The sequence below is a fragment of the Mucilaginibacter mali genome, assembly GCF_013283875.1.
Taxonomy (GTDB): domain Bacteria; phylum Bacteroidota; class Bacteroidia; order Sphingobacteriales; family Sphingobacteriaceae; genus Mucilaginibacter; species Mucilaginibacter mali.
The window spans coordinates 4,049,219-4,068,512 of the sequence record NZ_CP054139.1; the positions used below are offsets into that span (position 1 = coordinate 4,049,219).

Annotated in this window: 16 protein-coding genes; 8 read left to right on the forward strand and 8 right to left on the reverse strand. The window is 47.3% G+C overall.

Features of this window, described 5'->3' with window-relative positions:
* Positions 1–12 precede the first annotated feature (12 nt).
* Positions 13–300 (reverse strand): GNAT family N-acetyltransferase, encoded by a 288-nt coding sequence (locus HQ865_RS16905; protein ID WP_173416030.1) that lies wholly within the window; start codon positions 298–300, stop codon positions 13–15.
* Positions 301–809: 509 nt separating this feature from the next.
* On the opposite strand from HQ865_RS16905, the gene HQ865_RS16910 reads away from it, so the two are divergent.
* Genes HQ865_RS16910 through HQ865_RS16945 form a run of 8 tightly spaced genes read left to right on the forward strand, consistent with a single transcriptional unit; the run spans position 810 to position 11,962 of the window.
* Positions 810–1,979, forward strand: coding sequence for an iron-containing alcohol dehydrogenase (locus HQ865_RS16910; RefSeq protein ID WP_173416031.1), 1,170 nt, complete (start codon positions 810–812; stop codon positions 1,977–1,979).
* Positions 1,980–1,984: 5 nt separating this feature from the next.
* The gene (locus HQ865_RS16915) at positions 1,985–2,917 is read left to right on the forward strand and encodes a dihydrodipicolinate synthase family protein (RefSeq protein WP_173416032.1); all 933 of its coding nucleotides are present in this window, start codon (positions 1,985–1,987) and stop codon (positions 2,915–2,917) included.
* Entirely contained in the window at positions 2,914–3,960 is a 1,047-nt protein-coding gene (gene pdxA / locus HQ865_RS16920; protein ID WP_173416033.1) for a 4-hydroxythreonine-4-phosphate dehydrogenase PdxA, read from the forward strand. Before HQ865_RS16915 ends, pdxA begins: the two co-directional genes overlap by 4 nt.
* Entirely contained in the window at positions 3,957–5,114 is a 1,158-nt protein-coding gene (locus HQ865_RS16925; protein ID WP_173416034.1) for a four-carbon acid sugar kinase family protein, read from the forward strand. The genes pdxA and HQ865_RS16925 overlap by 4 nt, the downstream gene beginning before the upstream one ends.
* Positions 5,115–5,123: 9 nt before the next feature.
* The gene (locus tag HQ865_RS16930; RefSeq protein WP_173416035.1) at positions 5,124–6,701 is read left to right on the forward strand and encodes a sodium:solute symporter; all 1,578 of its coding nucleotides are present in this window, start codon (positions 5,124–5,126) and stop codon (positions 6,699–6,701) included.
* 7 nt (positions 6,702–6,708) lie between these two features.
* A complete protein-coding gene (locus tag HQ865_RS16935) occupies positions 6,709–8,136 on the forward strand; it encodes a sialate O-acetylesterase (protein WP_173416036.1) in 1,428 nt (475 codons plus the stop codon).
* Positions 8,137–8,148: 12 nt separating this feature from the next.
* Positions 8,149–10,458, forward strand: coding sequence for a DUF5703 domain-containing protein (locus HQ865_RS16940; RefSeq protein WP_173416037.1), 2,310 nt, complete (start codon positions 8,149–8,151; stop codon positions 10,456–10,458).
* A 55-nt stretch (positions 10,459–10,513) separates the two neighbouring features.
* Positions 10,514–11,962 carry a serine hydrolase gene (locus tag HQ865_RS16945; RefSeq protein ID WP_173416038.1) on the forward strand — a complete coding sequence of 483 codons (1,449 nt, stop codon included), beginning with the start codon at positions 10,514–10,516 and terminating at the stop codon, positions 11,960–11,962.
* Between the two features lie 114 nt (positions 11,963–12,076).
* Here the strand turns inward: HQ865_RS16945 and HQ865_RS16950 are convergent, their stop codons facing one another.
* The 7 genes from HQ865_RS16950 to HQ865_RS16980 all read right to left on the reverse strand — a co-directional run bounded on the left by HQ865_RS16950 (position 12,077) and on the right by HQ865_RS16980 (position 18,971).
* Positions 12,077–12,706, reverse strand: coding sequence for a response regulator (locus HQ865_RS16950; protein ID WP_173416039.1), 630 nt, complete (start codon positions 12,704–12,706; stop codon positions 12,077–12,079).
* Between the two features lie 4 nt (positions 12,707–12,710).
* The gene (locus HQ865_RS16955; RefSeq protein WP_173416040.1) at positions 12,711–14,687 is read right to left on the reverse strand and encodes a tetratricopeptide repeat-containing sensor histidine kinase; all 1,977 of its coding nucleotides are present in this window, start codon (positions 14,685–14,687) and stop codon (positions 12,711–12,713) included.
* A 170-nt stretch (positions 14,688–14,857) separates the two neighbouring features.
* Positions 14,858–15,880, reverse strand: a complete 1,023-nt coding sequence (locus HQ865_RS16960; protein WP_173416041.1) for an asparaginase — start codon at positions 15,878–15,880, stop codon at positions 14,858–14,860.
* 56 nt (positions 15,881–15,936) lie between these two features.
* Positions 15,937–16,704 (reverse strand): TatD family hydrolase, encoded by a 768-nt coding sequence (locus HQ865_RS16965; protein ID WP_173416042.1) that lies wholly within the window; start codon positions 16,702–16,704, stop codon positions 15,937–15,939.
* 62 nt (positions 16,705–16,766) lie between these two features.
* Positions 16,767–17,060 carry a hypothetical protein gene (locus tag HQ865_RS16970; RefSeq protein WP_173416043.1) on the reverse strand — a complete coding sequence of 98 codons (294 nt, stop codon included), beginning with the start codon at positions 17,058–17,060 and terminating at the stop codon, positions 16,767–16,769.
* A 52-nt stretch (positions 17,061–17,112) separates the two neighbouring features.
* On the reverse strand, positions 17,113–17,556 hold the full coding sequence (locus HQ865_RS16975) for a hypothetical protein (protein ID WP_173416044.1): 444 nt from the start codon (positions 17,554–17,556) through the stop codon (positions 17,113–17,115).
* A 77-nt stretch (positions 17,557–17,633) separates the two neighbouring features.
* Positions 17,634–18,971 carry a hypothetical protein gene (locus HQ865_RS16980; RefSeq protein ID WP_173416045.1) on the reverse strand — a complete coding sequence of 446 codons (1,338 nt, stop codon included), beginning with the start codon at positions 18,969–18,971 and terminating at the stop codon, positions 17,634–17,636.
* Positions 18,972–19,294 lie beyond the last annotated feature (323 nt).

A 19,294-nucleotide genomic window follows, 5' to 3' on the forward strand; every position in this document is an offset into this window, starting at 1 on the left:
ATGGCCTATAACTCAGTCCGCCAACAGCCTGTTCCACTCGGGGTGGCGTTTTAAAAAGCCCTGCACGTATACGCAAAGCGGCACCAGTTTAAGGTGATGCTGCTCAATGTATTCCAGCGCTTTAGTTACAATGGCGGCCGCAACGCCACGGCCTTCCAGTTCGGCAGGCACTTCGGTATGCACCAGGTATATCTTATCCCCTTTCAGGCGGTAATCTATAAGGGCATGGTAGCCCTCGATGTGTAATTCAAAATTGTGGATGGCCTCGTTATTTACCAGCGGGATGTCTTCGTAACTCATGGGTGTTCGGGATTGATGTCATAACAAAGATACGTCGGCAAAAACGCGCCACCACATTTCCCGGTAATTTTTTGTATATTGTATAGCGTTATAATGTCATTACTGTAACCCAGGGCATAATATTATACAATCTTGCAAAAGCGTTTTGCCATTTCCGGCCTAAAAACGCATAAAAAACTCCACTTTTCCTGTTAAAAGTTTTCCGTTTCAGGTAGTTCTTTGACGTATTTTAAGGGATATGAGTATTTATGCGCTATCATTTACGCAATAAACAACTGATTTACAGATACAATCAGGCACAATCCTGTACAACAGGCTAACGTCTATTCCAAATTTTCATCAGGCTAAAAAGTTATTTATGATAAGATTCTATAGTAAGCGGGTAACATCCCATAAGGATAATGTTTGCTGGTAATGGATATTTGATGATGAAATTGGGACAAGGATAGCCTATGAAAGTAATAGGGATATTGTTGGCTATTTTTACTGATTGCTTATTATAAACCACCATGGAACTAACAGGTAATAATGCTTACCGGGATATCACCATCCGATTCCCCGGCCAAGTGATTATCGGCAAAAACGCGCTATTAAAACTGACGGATGAACTGGCTGCCCGCGGGTACTCCAATGTCATCATCGTTACCATACAGCCCTTGCTCGATCTGCTGCAACCAATGGTACAACAACTGGAGCAGCAAGGCATCAGCGTTACGCTTGATACATCGATAGTACAGGAACCATCTTTTGCCGATGTGGAGGCCATGCTGAAAAGCTTCGGCAACATCTTCGCGGATGCGGTGGTAGGCATCGGCGGCGGCAGCGTGCTGGATGCCGCCAAACTGGTAGCCGCGCAGTTAGATAATACACAAACATTACATGATATCACCGGTAACGGTTTATTAAAAGGCCGCCGTAAGGGACTGATCTGTATCCCCACCACCGCCGGCACCGGCAGCGAGGTATCGCCTAACGCTATTTTAGTAGATGAAGCAGATAACCAGAAGAAAGGCATCATCAGCCCGTACCTGGTACCCGATATGGTGATCATCGATCCGGCGTTAACGGCTACCCTGCCACCAGCGGTAACCGCAGCCACCGGCCTGGACGCGCTTACCCATTGCCTGGAAGCTTATACCAACCTGTACGCGCACCCCTTTATAGATATGTACGCCTACGAGGGCATGCGCCTGATAGCCCAAAACCTGGTAGCCGCCGTTACCGATGGCACTAACGAGGATGCCCGCACACAACTGGCCATTGGCAGTATGCTGGGTGGCTTTTGCTTAGGCCCGGTAAATACGGCCGGTGTACATGCCTTATCTTACCCATTGGGTAGCATGTTCCATTTGGCGCATGGCTTATCAAACGCCTTGTTGCTGCCTTATGTAATGGAATATAACATGCCGGCCGTGCCTGCCCGTTATGCTGCCGTTGCCCGCGCTTTAGGCTGCAACAGCGGCGCTACCGACGAGGAGACCGCCATGGCCGGCATAGCCAAAGTGCGCGAACTGATAGAACAATGCGGCATAGCATCAAGGTTAAGCGAAGCAGGCATAGATAAAGCCGCCATCCCCGATATGGCTACCGATGCGATGAAAATAACCCGCCTGCTGAAGAACAACCCAAGGCCCATCAACCTGAATAATGCTATTGATATTTACGAAGCGGCATACTGATAAGAATGAAAGTTAAAAAGAAATATAATGGCTTAGTGGTGCCGTCTGTAACCCCCCTTACAGAAAACCATAAACTTGATCACAAAGGCGTCGAAAAGATATTCGACAGCTTTTCTAATTTTGGTGCCGTACCTTTTATATTGGGCACCACCGGCGAAGCATCGTCGCTGCCGGCCGATGTGAAGATTGATTTCATTAACCTGGCTGCCAAATTAAAGCAGCCTGGCAAAATGCTGTATGCGGGCATATCATCAAATTGTGTAGCCGAATCTATCACCATGGCCAAGCATTGCGCCGATGCCGGTGTAGATGCCGTTGTTGCCCACCTGCCTGCTTACTTTAACCTTACCGAGCACGAGATCCAAAAATACTTCGAGACCCTGGCCGATATGACCCCGGTGCCACTGATCGTTTATAACATCCCGGCTACTACCCATATCTCCATCCCGTTGCAACTGATCGATAAACTGAGCCACCATGATAACATCGTTGGCACCAAGGATTCGGAACGTAGCATGGACAGACTGAACGAATCATTAGCGTTGTGGGCAAAACGCAGCGATTTCAGCCACTTTTTGGGATGGGCCGCGCAATCGGCACACGCCTTAATTAATGGCAGCGACGGCCTGGTGCCCAGCACCGGTAACCTTTGCCCCGATATTTACCAGGAGATGATTGGCGCGGTAGAGCGCGAAGACGAGCAAACCGCTTATATGCTGCAAGCACATTCCGATCTGCTGGGCAACCTGTACCAAAGCAAACGCTTGCTGGGTGGTTCGCTGGCGGCCTTAAAATCGCTGATGCAGAGCGCGGGGTTATGCCAGCCGCACATGATGCCACCGCTGGAGCCGGTATCGCAACTGGATGCCGCCGAATTGCAGCGCACCCTGCACAGCATCATCGCAAAAGAAAACCTTAACCTGCCCTTTTACCAATGAGCAATTACAAACCTATTATAGGCATTACCATGGGCGATCCAGCCAGCATTGGCCCCGAGATTGCCGTTAAAGCATTATTAACCGAGCGCCTGTTCGAGGTTTGCCGCCCGGTTATTATTGGCGATGCAGCCGTGTTCGAGGACATTGTGAAGCGTTTTGGTTCGAAAGCTAAGATCAACGCTATTACCGATATTAAGGATGCTCGCTTTATTTATGGCGAACCCGATGTATACGATCTGAAAAATGTAGATATGAGCCAGTTTAAATTCGGCGAGATCTCGGCCATGGCGGGTGGCGCCTCATTCGAAGCGGTGAAAAAAGTGATAGAGCTGGCGATGGCCGGTGAGATAGACGCCACCGTTACCGGGCCTATCAATAAAAAATCGGTGAACGAGGCCGGGCACCACTTTGCCGGGCATACCGAAATTTACGCGCATTTTACCAACACCAAAAAATACGCCATGCTGCTGGTAGAGGATCATATGAAGGTGATCCACGTATCTACCCACGTATCATTACGACAAGCTTGCGACCTGGTAAAGAAAGATCGCATCATCGAAGTGACCGAACTGCTGCACAACGGCCTGATATCTCTCGGCGAAAAGAACCTGAAGATAGGTATTGCCGGATTGAACCCCCACGCGGGCGATTCGGGCCTGTTTGGTACCGAGGATGATATGGAGATATTACCGGCCGTTGAAGAAGCCCGTCGTTTAGGTTACGATGTAGAAGGCCCCGTTCCGGCGGATACCATGTTCTCTAAAGCATCAACCGGGTATTATGGTGGCGTAGTGGCTATGTATCACGATCAGGGCCATATCCCTTTTAAGCTGACCGGCTTTAAATGGAATAGCGAAAAGCAACAAATGGACAGCGTGAAAGGTGTAAACATCACCATGGGCCTGCCTATTATCCGTACTTCGGTAGATCATGGTACGGCTTTCGAGATTGCGGGCAAAGGCGTTGCCAGTCCGGATGCCATGATATTGGCTATCGAATCGGCCATACAGCTCAGCAAGTACCGCTCAGTTGAAAAGGTATGATAGCCGTAATAGCCGATGACCTGACAGGGGCCGCCGAACTGGCGGGCATAGGCCTGCAATACCAGCTGAAGACAGAGATAGAGATGCTGGTAGATGCCGAAACCGATGCCGACCTGCTCATCATCGCTACGGATACACGGGCTATGACGGCCGAAGAAGCGAAAGCCACCGTCAGCCAGATCACCCGGCAACTGATGGCCTTAAAGCCGCGATCCATCTTTAAAAAGATCGATTCGGTACTGCGCGGCCATGTGGTAGATGAGGTGATGAGCCAAATGGAAGCATCGGGCCTGCAAAGCGCCCTGATCGTAGCCGGCAACCCATCGCACAATAAAACAATTGTAGACGGGGTTTACTATTACGAAGACCAGCCCGTACACCTCAGCAATTTCGCTAACGACCCCTGCTTTCCTGCTATATCATCAGATGTAAAAACCATTTTGCGCACCGATGATGAGATCCATGTATTAAAACAGGATGAGCCGATCCCCGTTCAGGGAATCAGTATAGGCGAGATTGCCGTTGACACCGATTTTGACCAATGGGTAGCCAAAGCTGGCGCGGATACGTTGCTGGCCGGATCGGCAGGCTTGTTCGAGAGTTTGCTGAAGCACCTGCAAAGTACACCTATTGTGTCCCCTGTTGTTAATTGCAGCTTAAAATCGGCCCGGTTGTTTGTACTGGGCAGCACCTTTAATAAAGATAATTACCAGGTTATAGATGGCCTGTTGAACAATACCCCGGTAGTTTATCTGCCGGATGAAATTATTTTCGGGGATGAGATCCCGGAAACAACTGCTAAAAACTATGTTGAACAAGTAGTATCGGCTTTAAGTCACGCAGGCAGTTGCGTTATGGCCATCCACCCCGAAGCTACCACCAACAAAACTGTAGACCCAGTTGCGCTTACCCATAAGATGGGCTTAATGGTAAAACGCATCGGCCAAAACATTAACTTGCACCAAATATTGATAGAAGGCGGAGCTACGGCGACCGCTGTTCTGCAGCATTTGGGCATTACCAAACTGGTACCTCTACAGCAACTATCGCCCGGGGTAATTTGCACCAGCATACCCGGCAACAACCAATTAAATGTAACTTTAAAGCCCGGCAGCTACCCCTGGCCGCCCGGCATTTGGCAACCAACCAATTAAACCTGTTTTATGCAACACCAAACGCTGCACCTGATCGACTATATCATTATCGCCCTGGCGCTGGCAACATCGTTAACCATTGGCCTGCGCTTTTCTAAGGGGCAAAATTCAACCGGCAAATATTTTGTAGCACGGGGGTCACTACCTGCCTGGGCTATCGGCATGTCGCTCATGGCTACATTGATCAGCAGCGTTACTTTCCTGGCTTACCCGGGCGAGGGCTTTGCATCAAACTGGATATTGCTGGTACAGGGGCTGATGGTACCCGTAGTACTGCTGTGCATGGTGTGGTTTGTGGTGCCGCTTTACCGCAAAGTAATTGGGGTGAGTACCTACGAGTACTTTGAGAAGCGTTTCGGCCTGTTCGCCCGCTTTTACAGTTCGGTGGGCTTTGTGCTCACGCATTTCTCAAAAATGGGCACCGTGTTCTTCCTGCTGGCGCTGGCGCTATCAAACATGACCAATACCAACACCTACGCCATCATCTGGATCATTGGTTTCGTGATCATCGTTATCACACTGATAGGCGGTATTGAGGCTGTAATTTGGGCCGATGTGGTACAGGGCTTTTTGCTGATAGCGGGCGGTATCGCATCGTTCCTTATCATCATATTCTCGATAAAAGGCGGCCTGCCCGAACTGTGGCACGTGGCTACCATCAACCATAAAAATAACTTTGGGCCTTATACCTGGAACTTTAAGAAGCTAACATTTGTGGTAATGGTCATCAACGGGTTGTTCTACGCCATCCAAAAATACGGCACCGACCAAACCATGGTGCAGCGTTACCTGTCTGCCAAAACAGATAAGTCGGCCATTCGCGCATCATTGTTAGGCGTGGCCTTAACCGTGCCGCTTTGGGCGCTGTTTATGTTTATCGGGACGGCGTTGTTTGTATTCTACCAGCAACACCCGCTGCCAGCAGGTATGAAAGATGATGCCGTGTTCCCCTATTTCATCATGACCGAATTGCCGCCAGGCGTAGTAGGTTTAATATTGGCGGCATTGATCTCCGCGGCAATATCCAGTCTTGGCGCCGACCTCAATTGTCTTTCGGCCATTGGTGTAGAAGATTACTACAAAAAATTCAAGCCGGGCAAATCAGATAAAACCTACCTGAAAGCGGGCCGCTGGATAGTAGTGCTGGCAGGTATCGGCGCTATCATGATCGCCACGCTTTACCTGCAGGTAGGCGGCGAGGGTGCTTTGGGTATCGTGTTTACGCTTTATGCTATCTTCTCGGGTGGTATCGTCGGGATATTTTTATTGGGATTATTTAGCGCCCGTGCCAACCGGCAGGGCCTTACCATAGGCATCATCGCCTGCGTTATTTTTACTGCCTGGGCTTTTTTAACATCAACCAAAATTGGTTTGGGCGATGATAAGCATATCTTGCTTAACTTAGGGCATTACAATTTTAACCAGCACAAGTATATGCTGGGGGTTTACAGCCATTTTGTGGTGATCATCGTTGGCTACCTGGCCAGCCTGTTCTTCCCCAAACCTGTGCTTGATAAAAACCTGTTGTACAGCGGCTGGCTGGAGGCCAAGCGCGCCAATAAATTACAAGAAAAGGCAAACGCTTAATTACACAATGAAATTAAAAACGTTAATGGTTTTGGCCTGCGGCATGGCATTTAGCCCGGCATTGCGCGCGCAGGTAACGTTAGGGTCGCTGTTTACCGACGACATGGTATTGCAGCAACAAACCCAGGCGCCCATTTGGGGTTGGGACGATGCGGGCAAGGGCGTAAGCATCACCACATCGTGGAATAATAAAACTTATAAAACCACCGCTGCCAGCACCGGTAAATGGCTGGTAAAGGTAGCCACACCCGCTTACGGCGGTCCGTACACTATCACCATAAACGACGGTAAAACCACCAAGCTTAACAATGTAATGATTGGCGAGGTGTGGCTTTGCGCCGGTCAATCGAACATGGAGATGCCGGTGAAAGGGTTTAAAGGCGCGCCTATCGTTGGTTCGCTGCAAGCGATATTGAAATCAGCCAATAGCAATATCCATTTGTACACCGTGCCGCATTCGTCTATCACCGTAGCGCAGGATAACAGCAAGCCATCGGTATGGAAAGTGGCTGATCCGGAATCGGTAGGTAACTTCAGCGCGACCGGTTACTTTTTCGGCCGCTTGCTAAATGATATGCTACATGTGCCGATAGGCCTGATCAGCGATAACTATGGCGGCTCTACAGCCGAAGCCTGGATGGATGCCGAGGGATTGAAGGATTTCCCGGAGATACGCATCCCCGGCAGAACCGATACTATTAAAGTGGTTACCCGCACCCCTACTACCCTGTTTAACGGCATGATATACCCGGTAATTGGATACGGCATTAAAGGCTGTATTTGGTACCAGGGCGAATCGAACTACGAGCGGCCTGACCAGTATGAGAAGCTGTTCCCCGCCATGGTAAAACGCTGGCGCGATCTGTGGGGCCAAGGCGATTTCCCATTCTACTACGCCCAGATTGCCCCTTACGATTACGCGCAATTGCCCCCATACAACGTTGGAGGCAAGTATAATTCGGCCTACCTGCGCGATGCACAGCGCAAAGCCCTGAAATATATCCCCAACAGCGGCATGGCCGTGCTGATGGATGTTGGCGAACAGCCCACTATACACCCTATGTATAAGGAAGAACCCGGCACCCGCCTGGCCTACCAGGCGCTGGCCTTAACTTACGGTATTAAGGGCTTTGGCTATGGCAGCCCCATTTACCAGGACATGACGGTGAACGGCAGCGTGGCTACCATCCGCTTTACCGGTGCCGAAAACGGCTTAACATCGTACAACAAGCCGCTGCAATATTTTGAGATAGCGGGTAAGGATAAACAGTTCCGCCCGGCTACGGCTATTATATCGGGCAGTACGGTTTGGGTATCATCGATGCTGGTGAAAGAGCCGGTTGCCGTGCGCTACGCCTTCCGCGATTTTGTGGTTGGCGACCTGTTTGGCACCAACGGTCTGCCGGCATCGTCGTTCCGTACCGATGACTGGTAAAATTTAGTTGCTATGAAAAAGCCGGTAATTATAATAGCCCTGATTTTTTTACTGGCAAATTGCTATGCCCAAAAACCGGCGGGCATTGAGCAATATAATCAAGTATGGACAAGCCAAAGCCAAAACTCAAGCGAATCGATGCCCTGCGGAGGCGGCGATATCGGCCTGAATGTTTGGGTTGAAAATGGCGAACTGCTTTTTTACATCGCCCGCAGCGGTACCTTCGACGAGAACAACGCTATGCTGAAACAGGGCAGGGTGCGTGTAAAGTTATCCCCCAACCCTTTTGATGGCGGCGACTTTAAGCAGCAGCTTAACCTGCAAAACGGCTCAATAAATATTAGCGGTAAAAATGGCAATCTATCAACGCAAATAAAAGTTTGGGTTAATGTTTTTAGCCCGGTGATACATTTGGAAATACAAAGCAACCGGCCTTTAAAAACCGATGCCAGCTTTGAAAGCTGGCGATACGATGACCGCCCGGTTGCCGGTAAAGAGAATAACCAGGGATCGTGGAAATTTGCCGCGCCTAAAAATGTAAAGACATTAAAAGATGTAATAGGCTTTAAGGAAAGGGCCATCCTGTTCTATCATCATAATGCAGATTCTACCGTATTCGACGCTACGATAAAGCAAGAAGGGATGGACGCGGTGAAAGCCGAAATGTTTAACCCCATCAAAAATCTCACTTTCGGTGGGGTAATGTATGGCAGCAACCTGCAAGCCGCCGGCACCTACACCGGCAAATACCAGGACACCAATTTTGAAGGCTGGAAACTGCAAAGCATATCGGCAACAAAACAACAGGATATTACCATCTGCCTGAATATGCTGCAAACACCATCCATAGCCGAATGGCAAAATGGGTTGAATAATGTGGTGAAAGAAGAAGCGGCCAACCAGAAAACCGCCTGGCAAAAAACAGCTGCCTGGTGGCAGCAATACTGGGACAGGAGCTTTGTTTATATAGACGAAGGTAAAACCGATAACTCGCTGCAATGGCAAAGCGGGAAGAATTATCAGTTATTTCGCTATATGCTGGGCTGTAATGCTTTTGGGCAATCCCCTACCAAGTTTAACGGCGGCCTGTTCACTTACGATCCGGTTTTTGTGAACAGGGACTACGCCTACACGCCCGATTTCCGTAACTGGGGCGGCGGTTTAATGACCGCCCAAAACCAGCGGCTGGTATACTGGCCTATGCTAAAAAGCGGCGACATTGATATGATGAAGCCCCAATTTGACTTCTACCTTCGCGCCCTGCACAATGCCGAGTTGCGCAGCAAAGTGTACTGGAACCATGGTGGCGCCGCTTTTACCGAGCAGCTGGAAAATTTCGGTCTGCCCAATTTTGCTGAGTATGGCACCAAACGCCCGGCGGGCTTCGATAAAGGTTTAGAATACAATGCCTGGCTGGAATATACCTGGGACACTGTTTTGGAATTTTGCCAGATGATGCTGGAAACCCACCGTTATGAGGGTAAGGATGTAAACCAGTACTTGCCTTTTATCAAAAGCTGCCTGTCGTTTTTCGATGAGCATTACCAATACATTGCCCGCACATTAGGCAACAAAGCGCTGGATGGTAACGGGCATTTAGTGCTATACCCCGGCAGCGGCGCCGAGACCTATAAAATGGCATACAATTCCAACTCTACCATAGCAGCACTGCAAACAGTTACTAAAACCCTGCTGGAATTACCGGAGAATTATTTAAGTAAAGATGACCGCGCCAAACTGGAAGCTTTTGCCAAACGCATCCCGCCAATAACATACCGTGAAATGAACGGGCACCAAATGTTATCGCCCGCGCAAAGTTGGCAACGGGTAAATAATGTGGAGAGCACCCAGTTCTATTCGATATTCCCCTGGGGGATTCACGGCCTGCACAAACCCGGTTTAGATGTGGCTCTAAACACCTGGAAATATGATACGCTGGCCATTAAATTCCGCAGCGGGATAGGCTGGAAACAGGATAACATCTTCGCGGCCCGTTTGGGCTTAACCAAGGAAGCTGCCGAATTAACCACCTTTAAACTGAAAGATTCCGGTCGCCGTTTCCCGGCGTTCTGGGGGCCGGGGTTCGATTGGACACCCGACCATAACTGGGGCGGCAGCGGCATGATCGGTCTGCAGGAAATGCTGATGCAGGTAGATGACCGCAAGATCTACCTCTTCCCTGCCTGGCCTAAGGATTGGGATGTGCATTTTAAACTGCACGCGCCTTATAATACCACGGTTGAGGGTGTACTGAAGAACGGCAAAGTAGAAGTGCTAAAAGTATTGCCCGCCGAGCGGGCGAAAGATGTTGTGGTGATGTAACAATGGCAGGTTTCCGCACTCCTATCGTTATATTTAACTGAACAATAACCACCTTATGTCACGTCATAAACCCCTGTTTTACATACGCCTGTTGATTGGCGCTGTCCTGCTTTACGCAAGTATCGGCAATGCATCAGCCCAAACTGAAAAGAACCTCGATTCATTATTCGGCACGCTGGCTAAAAAAGGATACCTGAACGGCTGCGTATTGATTGCTGATCAGGGCAAGCCAATCTATCAAAAAGCATTCGGCTATGCCAATTTCGATACCAAACAGCCGTTGACTAACGAAACGATGTTCGAACTGGCATCGGTATCGAAGCAATTTACAGCTATGGCTATTATGCAGTTGCATCAGCAAGGCAAGCTGAGTTATAACGACAGCCTGAACAAGTATTTTCCTGAATTGCCTTATCATGGCATCACCATCAATAACCTGCTGCACCATACCTCGGGCATCCCGGATTTTTTGGGCTGGGATGACAAAATGATCGACGTTAACCGCGTTAACTATAATAATGATGTGGTGGCATCGCTAGCTAAGAATAAGCAGAAAGTGCTGTTTAAACCTAATGATCAGCTAATGTACTCCAATACCAACTATCTGCTGCTGGCCCAGATTGTAGAGCGGGTTTCAGGTATACCTTTTGGCGATTACCTGGATAAGAACATTTTTAAACCGCTGGGTATGACGCATACCAAAGTGTACGGCCAACGATCGGCCAAACAAAAAATAGCCGATTATGCTTACGGTTATATGTACGATCCGGCAAAAGGTCGCTTTATGCTAAACGATTCTTTCAACGCCAACCGTTACGAGTATTATTTAGATGGCGTGGCCGGTCCGTATGGTATCAGCAGCAACACCGGCGATATGCTGAAATGGGACCAGGCGCTTTACACCGAAAAGCTGGTAAGCAAAGCCGAACAGGAACTGGCCTACATCCCTGCCAAACTGAACGATGGCAAGGAAGCCAAACTTGGCGGTATGATTTACGGGTTCGGCTGGCTGGTATTATCGGAGCAAAACGGAACAAGGCGTTATATGCACTCGGGTGGATACCCGGGGTACATGACCATGATCTGCCGCTATCCGGATAAAAATAAAACCATTATCCTGCTCACCAATATCTACAATGTGATTAACCTGTACGAATTAACGTTTGCGATAGAAAATGTCCTGTTCAAAAAGCCGTTTACCATACCATCGGCTATGCCATTCACAAAAAGCGCGGTATTGAGCCCGGCGCAGATCAAAGCCATCGAAGGTAATTACGCCTTTAAGGATGCCCCGCAGGTAAAAGTGATAGTAAGCAGCGAGAACGGACAGATATACGTGCAGCTAACCGGCCAGCCCAAGGTAGAGGTTTATGCCGAATCGGAACTGGAGGTGTTTTATACGGTTGTGGCAGCGAAGATAAGGTTTACAAAGGATGAGAAAGGGGTGGTTACTAAGCTTACCTTGTTTCAGGGTGGTAGGGAAATTGTGGCGGTGAGGGAGTAATCCTGCAACTCTATTGTCGTGCCGAACTTGTTTCGGCATCCCACTTGCAAAGTCATCTTGCGTATTGTACCTGTTTGATGGGGTGCCGAAACAAGTTCGGCATGACGGATTTTTTTAGATGATCTTCCGCTCGTAAGCGTACTTCAACAAACCCACCACTGTTTGTGTATTAGTTTTGCGGAAGATATTCTTCCGGTGGGTTTCAATGGTACGTTCGCTGATGAACAACATATCGGCAATTTGCTTGTTGCTGTATTCCTTCTCTATCATGCGGATGATCTCTACCTCGCGGTCGGTAAGGTGGTTGCCCTCCTTATTTTCCTTAAGCGATTTTACCAGGTGGTGGGTAACATCCGGGGCGTAGTAATTTTGCCCGGCGGCTATTTTATTCAGGGCGTCCATCAATTCCTGGCGGCCGGTGTTTTTAAGGATATAGCCCGATATTCCCGCGTCTATCATCTCGGTTACCACGTTGGCATCGCCAAACATGGACAGGGCCAATATCTTAATATCCGGATAAAGCTTGCAGATATTACGGGTCAGTTCCACACCGCTCATACCTGGCATGCTCACATCGGTAAGCAAAATATCCACATTAAGGCCGGCCAGCATATCGGTAACCTTCAGCGGGTCCTTGCTTTCGCCTACAATATGAAAACCATCGTCGTTACCTATCAGCAACTTCAGGCCATCGATCACCATTTGGTGGTCGTCAACAATAAAAATATTTTTAGCCCCATTCATCGTATCAGGTTAAAGGTACATAAATAGCCACCAAAGTGCCTTTGCCGGGCGCCGAAGAAAAATCGGCCGAGCCTTTAAGGTAGGCCAGGCGGGTAAGGATATTTTTGAGGCCAATGCCCTCAAACTTTTCCTTATCGCTGGTATCAAAGCCCTTCCCGTTATCCTCTACCGTTACCGATATTTCTGTCTCATTCCGGTCCAGTTGTATATCCAGCCGGTTGGCGGCCGCGTGTTTTATCGCATTATTTACGCATTCCTGTATCACGCGGTACAGCACAATTTCGGTATTGCTATCCAGCCGTTCGTTCAGGCCCGATGTTTCCAGCGTTACCTTCAGCTTTTCTGCATCTATTTTACTAATAAAATCCTTAACTGCCGATGCCAGCCCGGTTTTTAATAAAATATTGGGCATCATCTGGTGGGCAATGGTGCGCACCTCGCGGCAGCTTTCATCAACCATCATAACTGTTCTTTCGGCCAGGTCTTTATCTTCGGGTTTAGCAAACGGGATCCTGTCCATCAGGCTGCTTAAATTCAGGCGTACCGCGCTGAACAATTGCCCTACGCCATCATGCAGATCGGCGGCTATACGCTTACGTTCGCGTTCCTCGGCGGCTATAATACCCTGTGTGGCGATATCCTGCTGACGGATGATCTCGACCTGCAACCGGGCTTCCTGCTTCAGTTTGTAGCTATTGTAAAACAGCCAGCCAAAGGCCAGCACCATTAACAACACCACTATACCAACAGCCATCATCGTATTGCGCCGCTCTACTTTCAATTTTTGATTATTAATTTCAAGTTGCTGTATCTGGTTCTGTTTGCTTAGCAATAGGATACGCTGTTCCTTTTGCGCGGTTTGATACTTGATCTCCAACTCGTTGATCTTGTTCAGGCTTTCGCGGTTAATAATACTGTCTTTTATATCTATCGATCGTTTATAATCTACCAGTGCCGAGTGGTCGTTTTTACGTTCCTCGTTATTGCTGGCCAGTAACAAATAGGCATCCTGCAAATAATCTTTCGCGTTCAGCTTACTAAACACCGAAATACTTTTCAGCAGGTAGCGTTCGGCATCGTCATATTTGCCCTGGCCGGTGTAAACCGTAGCGATATTTTTATATACCGATGCAACGCCCAGCTGATCTTTCAACTCTTCTCTGATCTTCAGCGATTTTTGGAACCAGGCCAGCGCCGCGGGGTATTTCTTCTGCTTTTCATAGATCTCGCCAATGGTGTTTTGCTGAATTCCGATATCGGCCTGGGCATTCAGTTTGATCTTGATATCCAGCGATTGCAAACATAGCTTCAATGCCGCGGGATAGTTTTTTCGGTTATATTCATAAGTACCCAGGCTGTAATAACAGGTAGATTCAAGCGCTGTTAGTTTCAGTTGTTTGGCAATAGCTAAGGCTTCCAGCAGGTACTTTTTGCCCTCTTCCTGTTTGTTATACTTCATATACAGCAGGCCGATATTATTTAATACCAGCGCTTTTTTAGGGAGGTCGTTAATGTCGGTATAGATTTTCAGCGCGTCCATCATACTTTCCAGTGCCTTATCATAATTGCCCTGTTGCTTATAAATTACAGCTATGTTTGATATGGACGCCGCCGCCTTATCCTTTAAACCCAGTTTTGTGCGCAGCGCGTACGATTTTTGATGCCAGCTCAGTGCCTCGTTCAATTCGTTACTGCGGGTGTATACAATTCCAATATCGCTATATGCCAGTGCCACCGCGGTATCGTTACGCATGGTTTGGGCCAGTTTTAGTTCCTGCTGCCCATAAGCCAGCGATTTATCAAACGAGATAAAACTATAGTTCCAGCACAGGTCGCCCAGTATCTGCAACCGGGCATTGTCTGTTTTAGCATTTTGTAACGAGGTTTCAAGCGCCGCTATCCGGGCTTTATCCTGCCCGTACAGGTGCAAACTATTGATAAAGAGTATAGCGATGGAAAAAAGAATCAGGTATTTTATCATAGGGTTTAGTTAGGCTTAACCTTTTATAAAACTACCTACATGGCCAATGGCGTAAAATACCGTGTTACCCGCAATTATATTTGCGGGTTAAAGGGTACATTAAAAACAGATCAGGCCTTAGTATTGGTAATTACTAAGGCCTAATATAATTTTTTATAATGAAAAGTATGCTACGATACGGTCAGCTCGCCGCGCAGATCGGTCTCCAGCCATTCCTTTACCTGTTTAGAGTCGTTGCTTTGACCCAGCAGGTACATCATTTTGGTAACGGCAGCCTCAAAGGTCATATCGTAACCGTTGGCTACGCCGATATCCTTTAGCTGCTTACTGGTTTCGTAACGGCCCAGTTCAACCGTACCCACCTTACATTGCGATATATCCAGGATGATCTTACCCTTGTCGATAGCGCCCTTCAGCATATCTACAAACCATTGGTCGGTTGTGGTATTGCCGGCCCCGAAGGTTTCCATCACTATACCGCGCACATCAGCGTTTACAATAGTTTCCACCACCTTGGGGCTAATGCCCGGGTACAGCTTCAATACGGCAACATCGCTCATCAGTTCCTTATGCACGATCAGGCCGCCATCTTCCGACGGTTGACGGATATCGTTAATACTGTAACGCATGTGCACGCCCGATTCGGCCAGGATAGGATAATTGGGCGAGCGGAATGCCTCGAATTTAACCGAGTTATACTTGAACGAACGATTGGCGCGGAAGAGCTTATAATCAAAATAGATACAAACTTCGGGTACACGGGCACGGTCGTTCTTTTTGGCTTTGGCTATTTCTATAGCCGTCATCAGGTTTTCCTTAGCATCGGTACGGATGGAGCCGATCGGCAATTGCGAACCTGTAAAGATGATGGGCTTGGCCAGATTCTCTAACATGAAGCTTAGCGCCGATGCGGTGAACGACATGGTATCCGAACCATGCAAAATCACAAAACCATCCACCTTATCGTAGTTCTTTTCGATGAGGCCGGCCAATTCGCTCCAGATCACCGGGTTCATGTTTGATGAATCGATAATCTCGGAAAAGGAGTGTACATTGATACGACAGTTCAGCCGTTCCAATTCGGGTACATTCTCCATAATTTGTTCAAAATTAATGGGCCGCAGCACATTAGTTTTGGGGTCGTTCATCATACCGATTGTCCCTCCGGTATAGATGATGAGTATCTGGCACATTTAAAATATATTGAGTTAAGCTTTAAATATAATAATTACCCTGTAAAATTGCCGCCTTATATGCCAAATATCAATTTAGAATTTGCGGTGGTGATGGCTGCTACAGATTCGATATCGGTGCCACGCAGTTCGGCCACCTTTTGGGCCACATACACCAGGTACGAACTTTCGTTGCGCTTACCGCGATAAGGAACGGGCGTAAGATACGGAGAATCCGTTTCTAAAACGATATGCTGCAGGTTGATTTGTGCTACCACCTTATCCAGGCCACCATTTTTGTAGGTAACCACCCCGCCGATGCCCAGGTAAAAGCCCATATCAGTTATCAGCTTAGCCTGCTCTACCGTGCCGCTGAAGCAGTGGAAGATGCCGCGCAGGTCATCGTCCTGCTCTTCCTGCAATACTTTATATACTTCATCAAAGGCATCGCGACAGTGGATCACGATAGGCAATTGGTTAGCCTTGGCCCAATTGATCTGGATCTTAAAAGCCTCCACCTGTTTATCCAGCGTGGTTTTATCCCAGTACAGGTCGATGCCTATCTCGCCGATGGCGTATATTTTTTGCTGCGGGATGGCGGCGTGGATGGTATCCAGTTGCTGTTGCCAGTCGTCCTTAACGTCGCAGGGGTGCAGGCCCAGCATGGGGAAGCAGTTTTGCGGATATTCGGCAGCCAGGTTAAATACGGCCGGCATGGATGCCACGTCAACATTGGGCAAAAACAGGCGGGTTACATCGTTATCAAAGCAGCGTTGCATCAGGGCGGCGCGTTTTTCGGCATCGGCCTCGTAGTACTGGTGGGTATGCGTATCGGTTAATACCATGCTGCAAAAGTAAAAAGCCTGCTGTGGTTAGCAGCAGGCTTGCGGGATTTTATTTTACATAGTTAATTTTTATATCTAAAGTTATTTAACAGCGTATTGAATATTTTCTCTGCCTTTTCTTCGTCTGGCTTTTTATATTTTATCGAGCAGTATGTAGTGGATTTGTTTCGAAAATCGGGAGTAAAGGTTAAGTTAATTTCGTCACCCTCTTGATATTGAAATATAAAAAACCTAATACTATTGATCTTCACAATCTTTGAATCAATAATCTTACTACCATATCTTTTGTTAAATCCCTCAGTGGAAAGCCGATGTTGCTCCAATGTTAATGGTTCATCGCCAGTAATGTGAGGCATCAGTACCCCAAAGTTTAGTCCGGCGCTGCATACTCATGCCAGGTTGGGCATTCTATCTAACAGCATCCGAGGAGTAAACAACATCAACCATATCAAATAAAAACAGCGTTTGCGGCTGATGCATTTGCTGAACTCTTAAATCAGCAAATACGATCCCCAATGATTGTGATGGCGTGTATAACCTTTGCGTAGCACAGGCACTTTTTTCGTTCATGATAGACACACAAAACACAACCGGCCTGCCATTAATATGCATACTTGCCGGGAATTGATATCCTTTTAAAAATCCAAAACTGTTCTTCAGATCATCGGACACTTTATTAAGAATGCTACAGTTGATGATTCGGCCTTGTCTATCCGGCTTAACCTTTACAATGGCGTACTGCCATTCGCAATTTTCCTTAACCGATTGGGGCGGATTTAAACTACGCGATACGTAATGAATGAACGCGTAATACTTAGTTAGTTGCGCATAACTCTTTTGTGGCATTGCCATAATGCCAACTATTAGTATTAAAAAGCAAAATCTCATATGTAACTAAGTTTTATTTTTTGAATATAGAAAATGATATACTATTGCGAGCCGCATTTTTTTCCTTTATTTCCGTATTTATACAAATTATTTATAGTAAAATAAAGATTACCATTAGCACCCTCAGTCGAGTTTTTAAACGCTTGGGAATCCAGCAGCCCTCCGTAAGCTAGAGCTTGTAAATCATTATTATCCAATTGGGGATAAATAGCATGCAGTGCTGATTCAAACCAAGGAATATATTTATTAAACATTGTGTCATGGTCATCACCTATATAACCAGCTTGTATAAAATACGAGTGAAGTACCTCATGTAAGATCGTTGCTGTAATATATTCTTGTGAGGCATTAGGTAATGTTTGAGAATTTAATGTGATATTAATATCCATACTTGTTATAATTCTCTTCCCAGTCCCTTGTTGTATAGAGGCTCCTGCGTGTTGGACCTGTGAAGTTCCATCAATTGTAGAACTTAGCGTATTATCCAAAAAAGTAAGATTAAAATCGGAATTTGAATCAAATATTCCTTTCATTGATTCTGACGCATCATACTCGATATTTCTGTTTATCGCCGAATCTACCATCTTATGCAAGCAAGGATCATTAACTTTATTTTTAATATCCTGAACCGGCTCACACGGCGTACCACCATTACTTGTACTATCCGGTGGCGGCACTCCCCTCACCACCAGTTTACCATTGATAGATTCAGCCTCTACAGGTGGCTCATATACACCGCCACCACCGCCATTATCGCAATCAGTTGGTGGTGCTACGCCGCCACCACCGCCCGGCTGGCCTGGCACACAATAAGTTTCAAAGGTACTGTAAAGATAGATCCAGTCATCGCAACCCGTAAGTACGTCAGATGATGTATAGTAGCATACCTGCATATACCAGCCTATTTCTATGGTCTCACATTCGCCCGGCGCAGCGGCGGTTAATATCTGCGGCCCTGATGGTTTAACGGTATTGCTTTTGCCCGAACTGGCCAGGATGATCTTCCCGTTTTTATAAACATACCCATTTATAAACCCACCTTGTAAACCGGTATAAAAAATATTGCCGCTAAAGGTTTGGGGCACATCCATATAGTGTACATTAGCCGCGTTTACACCCGGCTTACCATGTATATGCATTAATACGGCGCTGGTGCTGCCATATTTCTTGCTTTTTAATACCAGCAACCGGGTGAGGCCGTTGATATTGGTCGTATTGCTATCGGCATTAAAGCCCCATTTTTTAACGTAACGGGCCGGCGCCTCCACCACGTAATAGTTGGTATCAAGTGCGGTGCGGGCGCTGTCCCAAACGGGGGTAAAATCCGACAGGTCTTTTAAAAAGGAAATATCGGCGGTAAGCTTTATTTTATTGGCCAACGTGGTTTTGTTACCGTTAAACCAAGTACTCGCTTCTTTTATTGAAAAATTTTCGGCCGCCTTTGCCGCGTTAGCTTCCTGCGCGGTAAACTTGATCTCTTTATGGCAACTGTAAATAATAAAACTAATACCTGAAATTAACAGCAAGGCCAACAGCCGCCATTTAGGGGGATTGAAAAAATGTTTCTTCATTTGATGTGATAAGGTTTAATTATAATAGTTGAAACCAACTTATATAAACCGTATCACTTCGCCAACTAAATTACACCAACGGGACTTTGGTAAGGACGAACTGCACATTCATCACTGAAACCACAAGCACA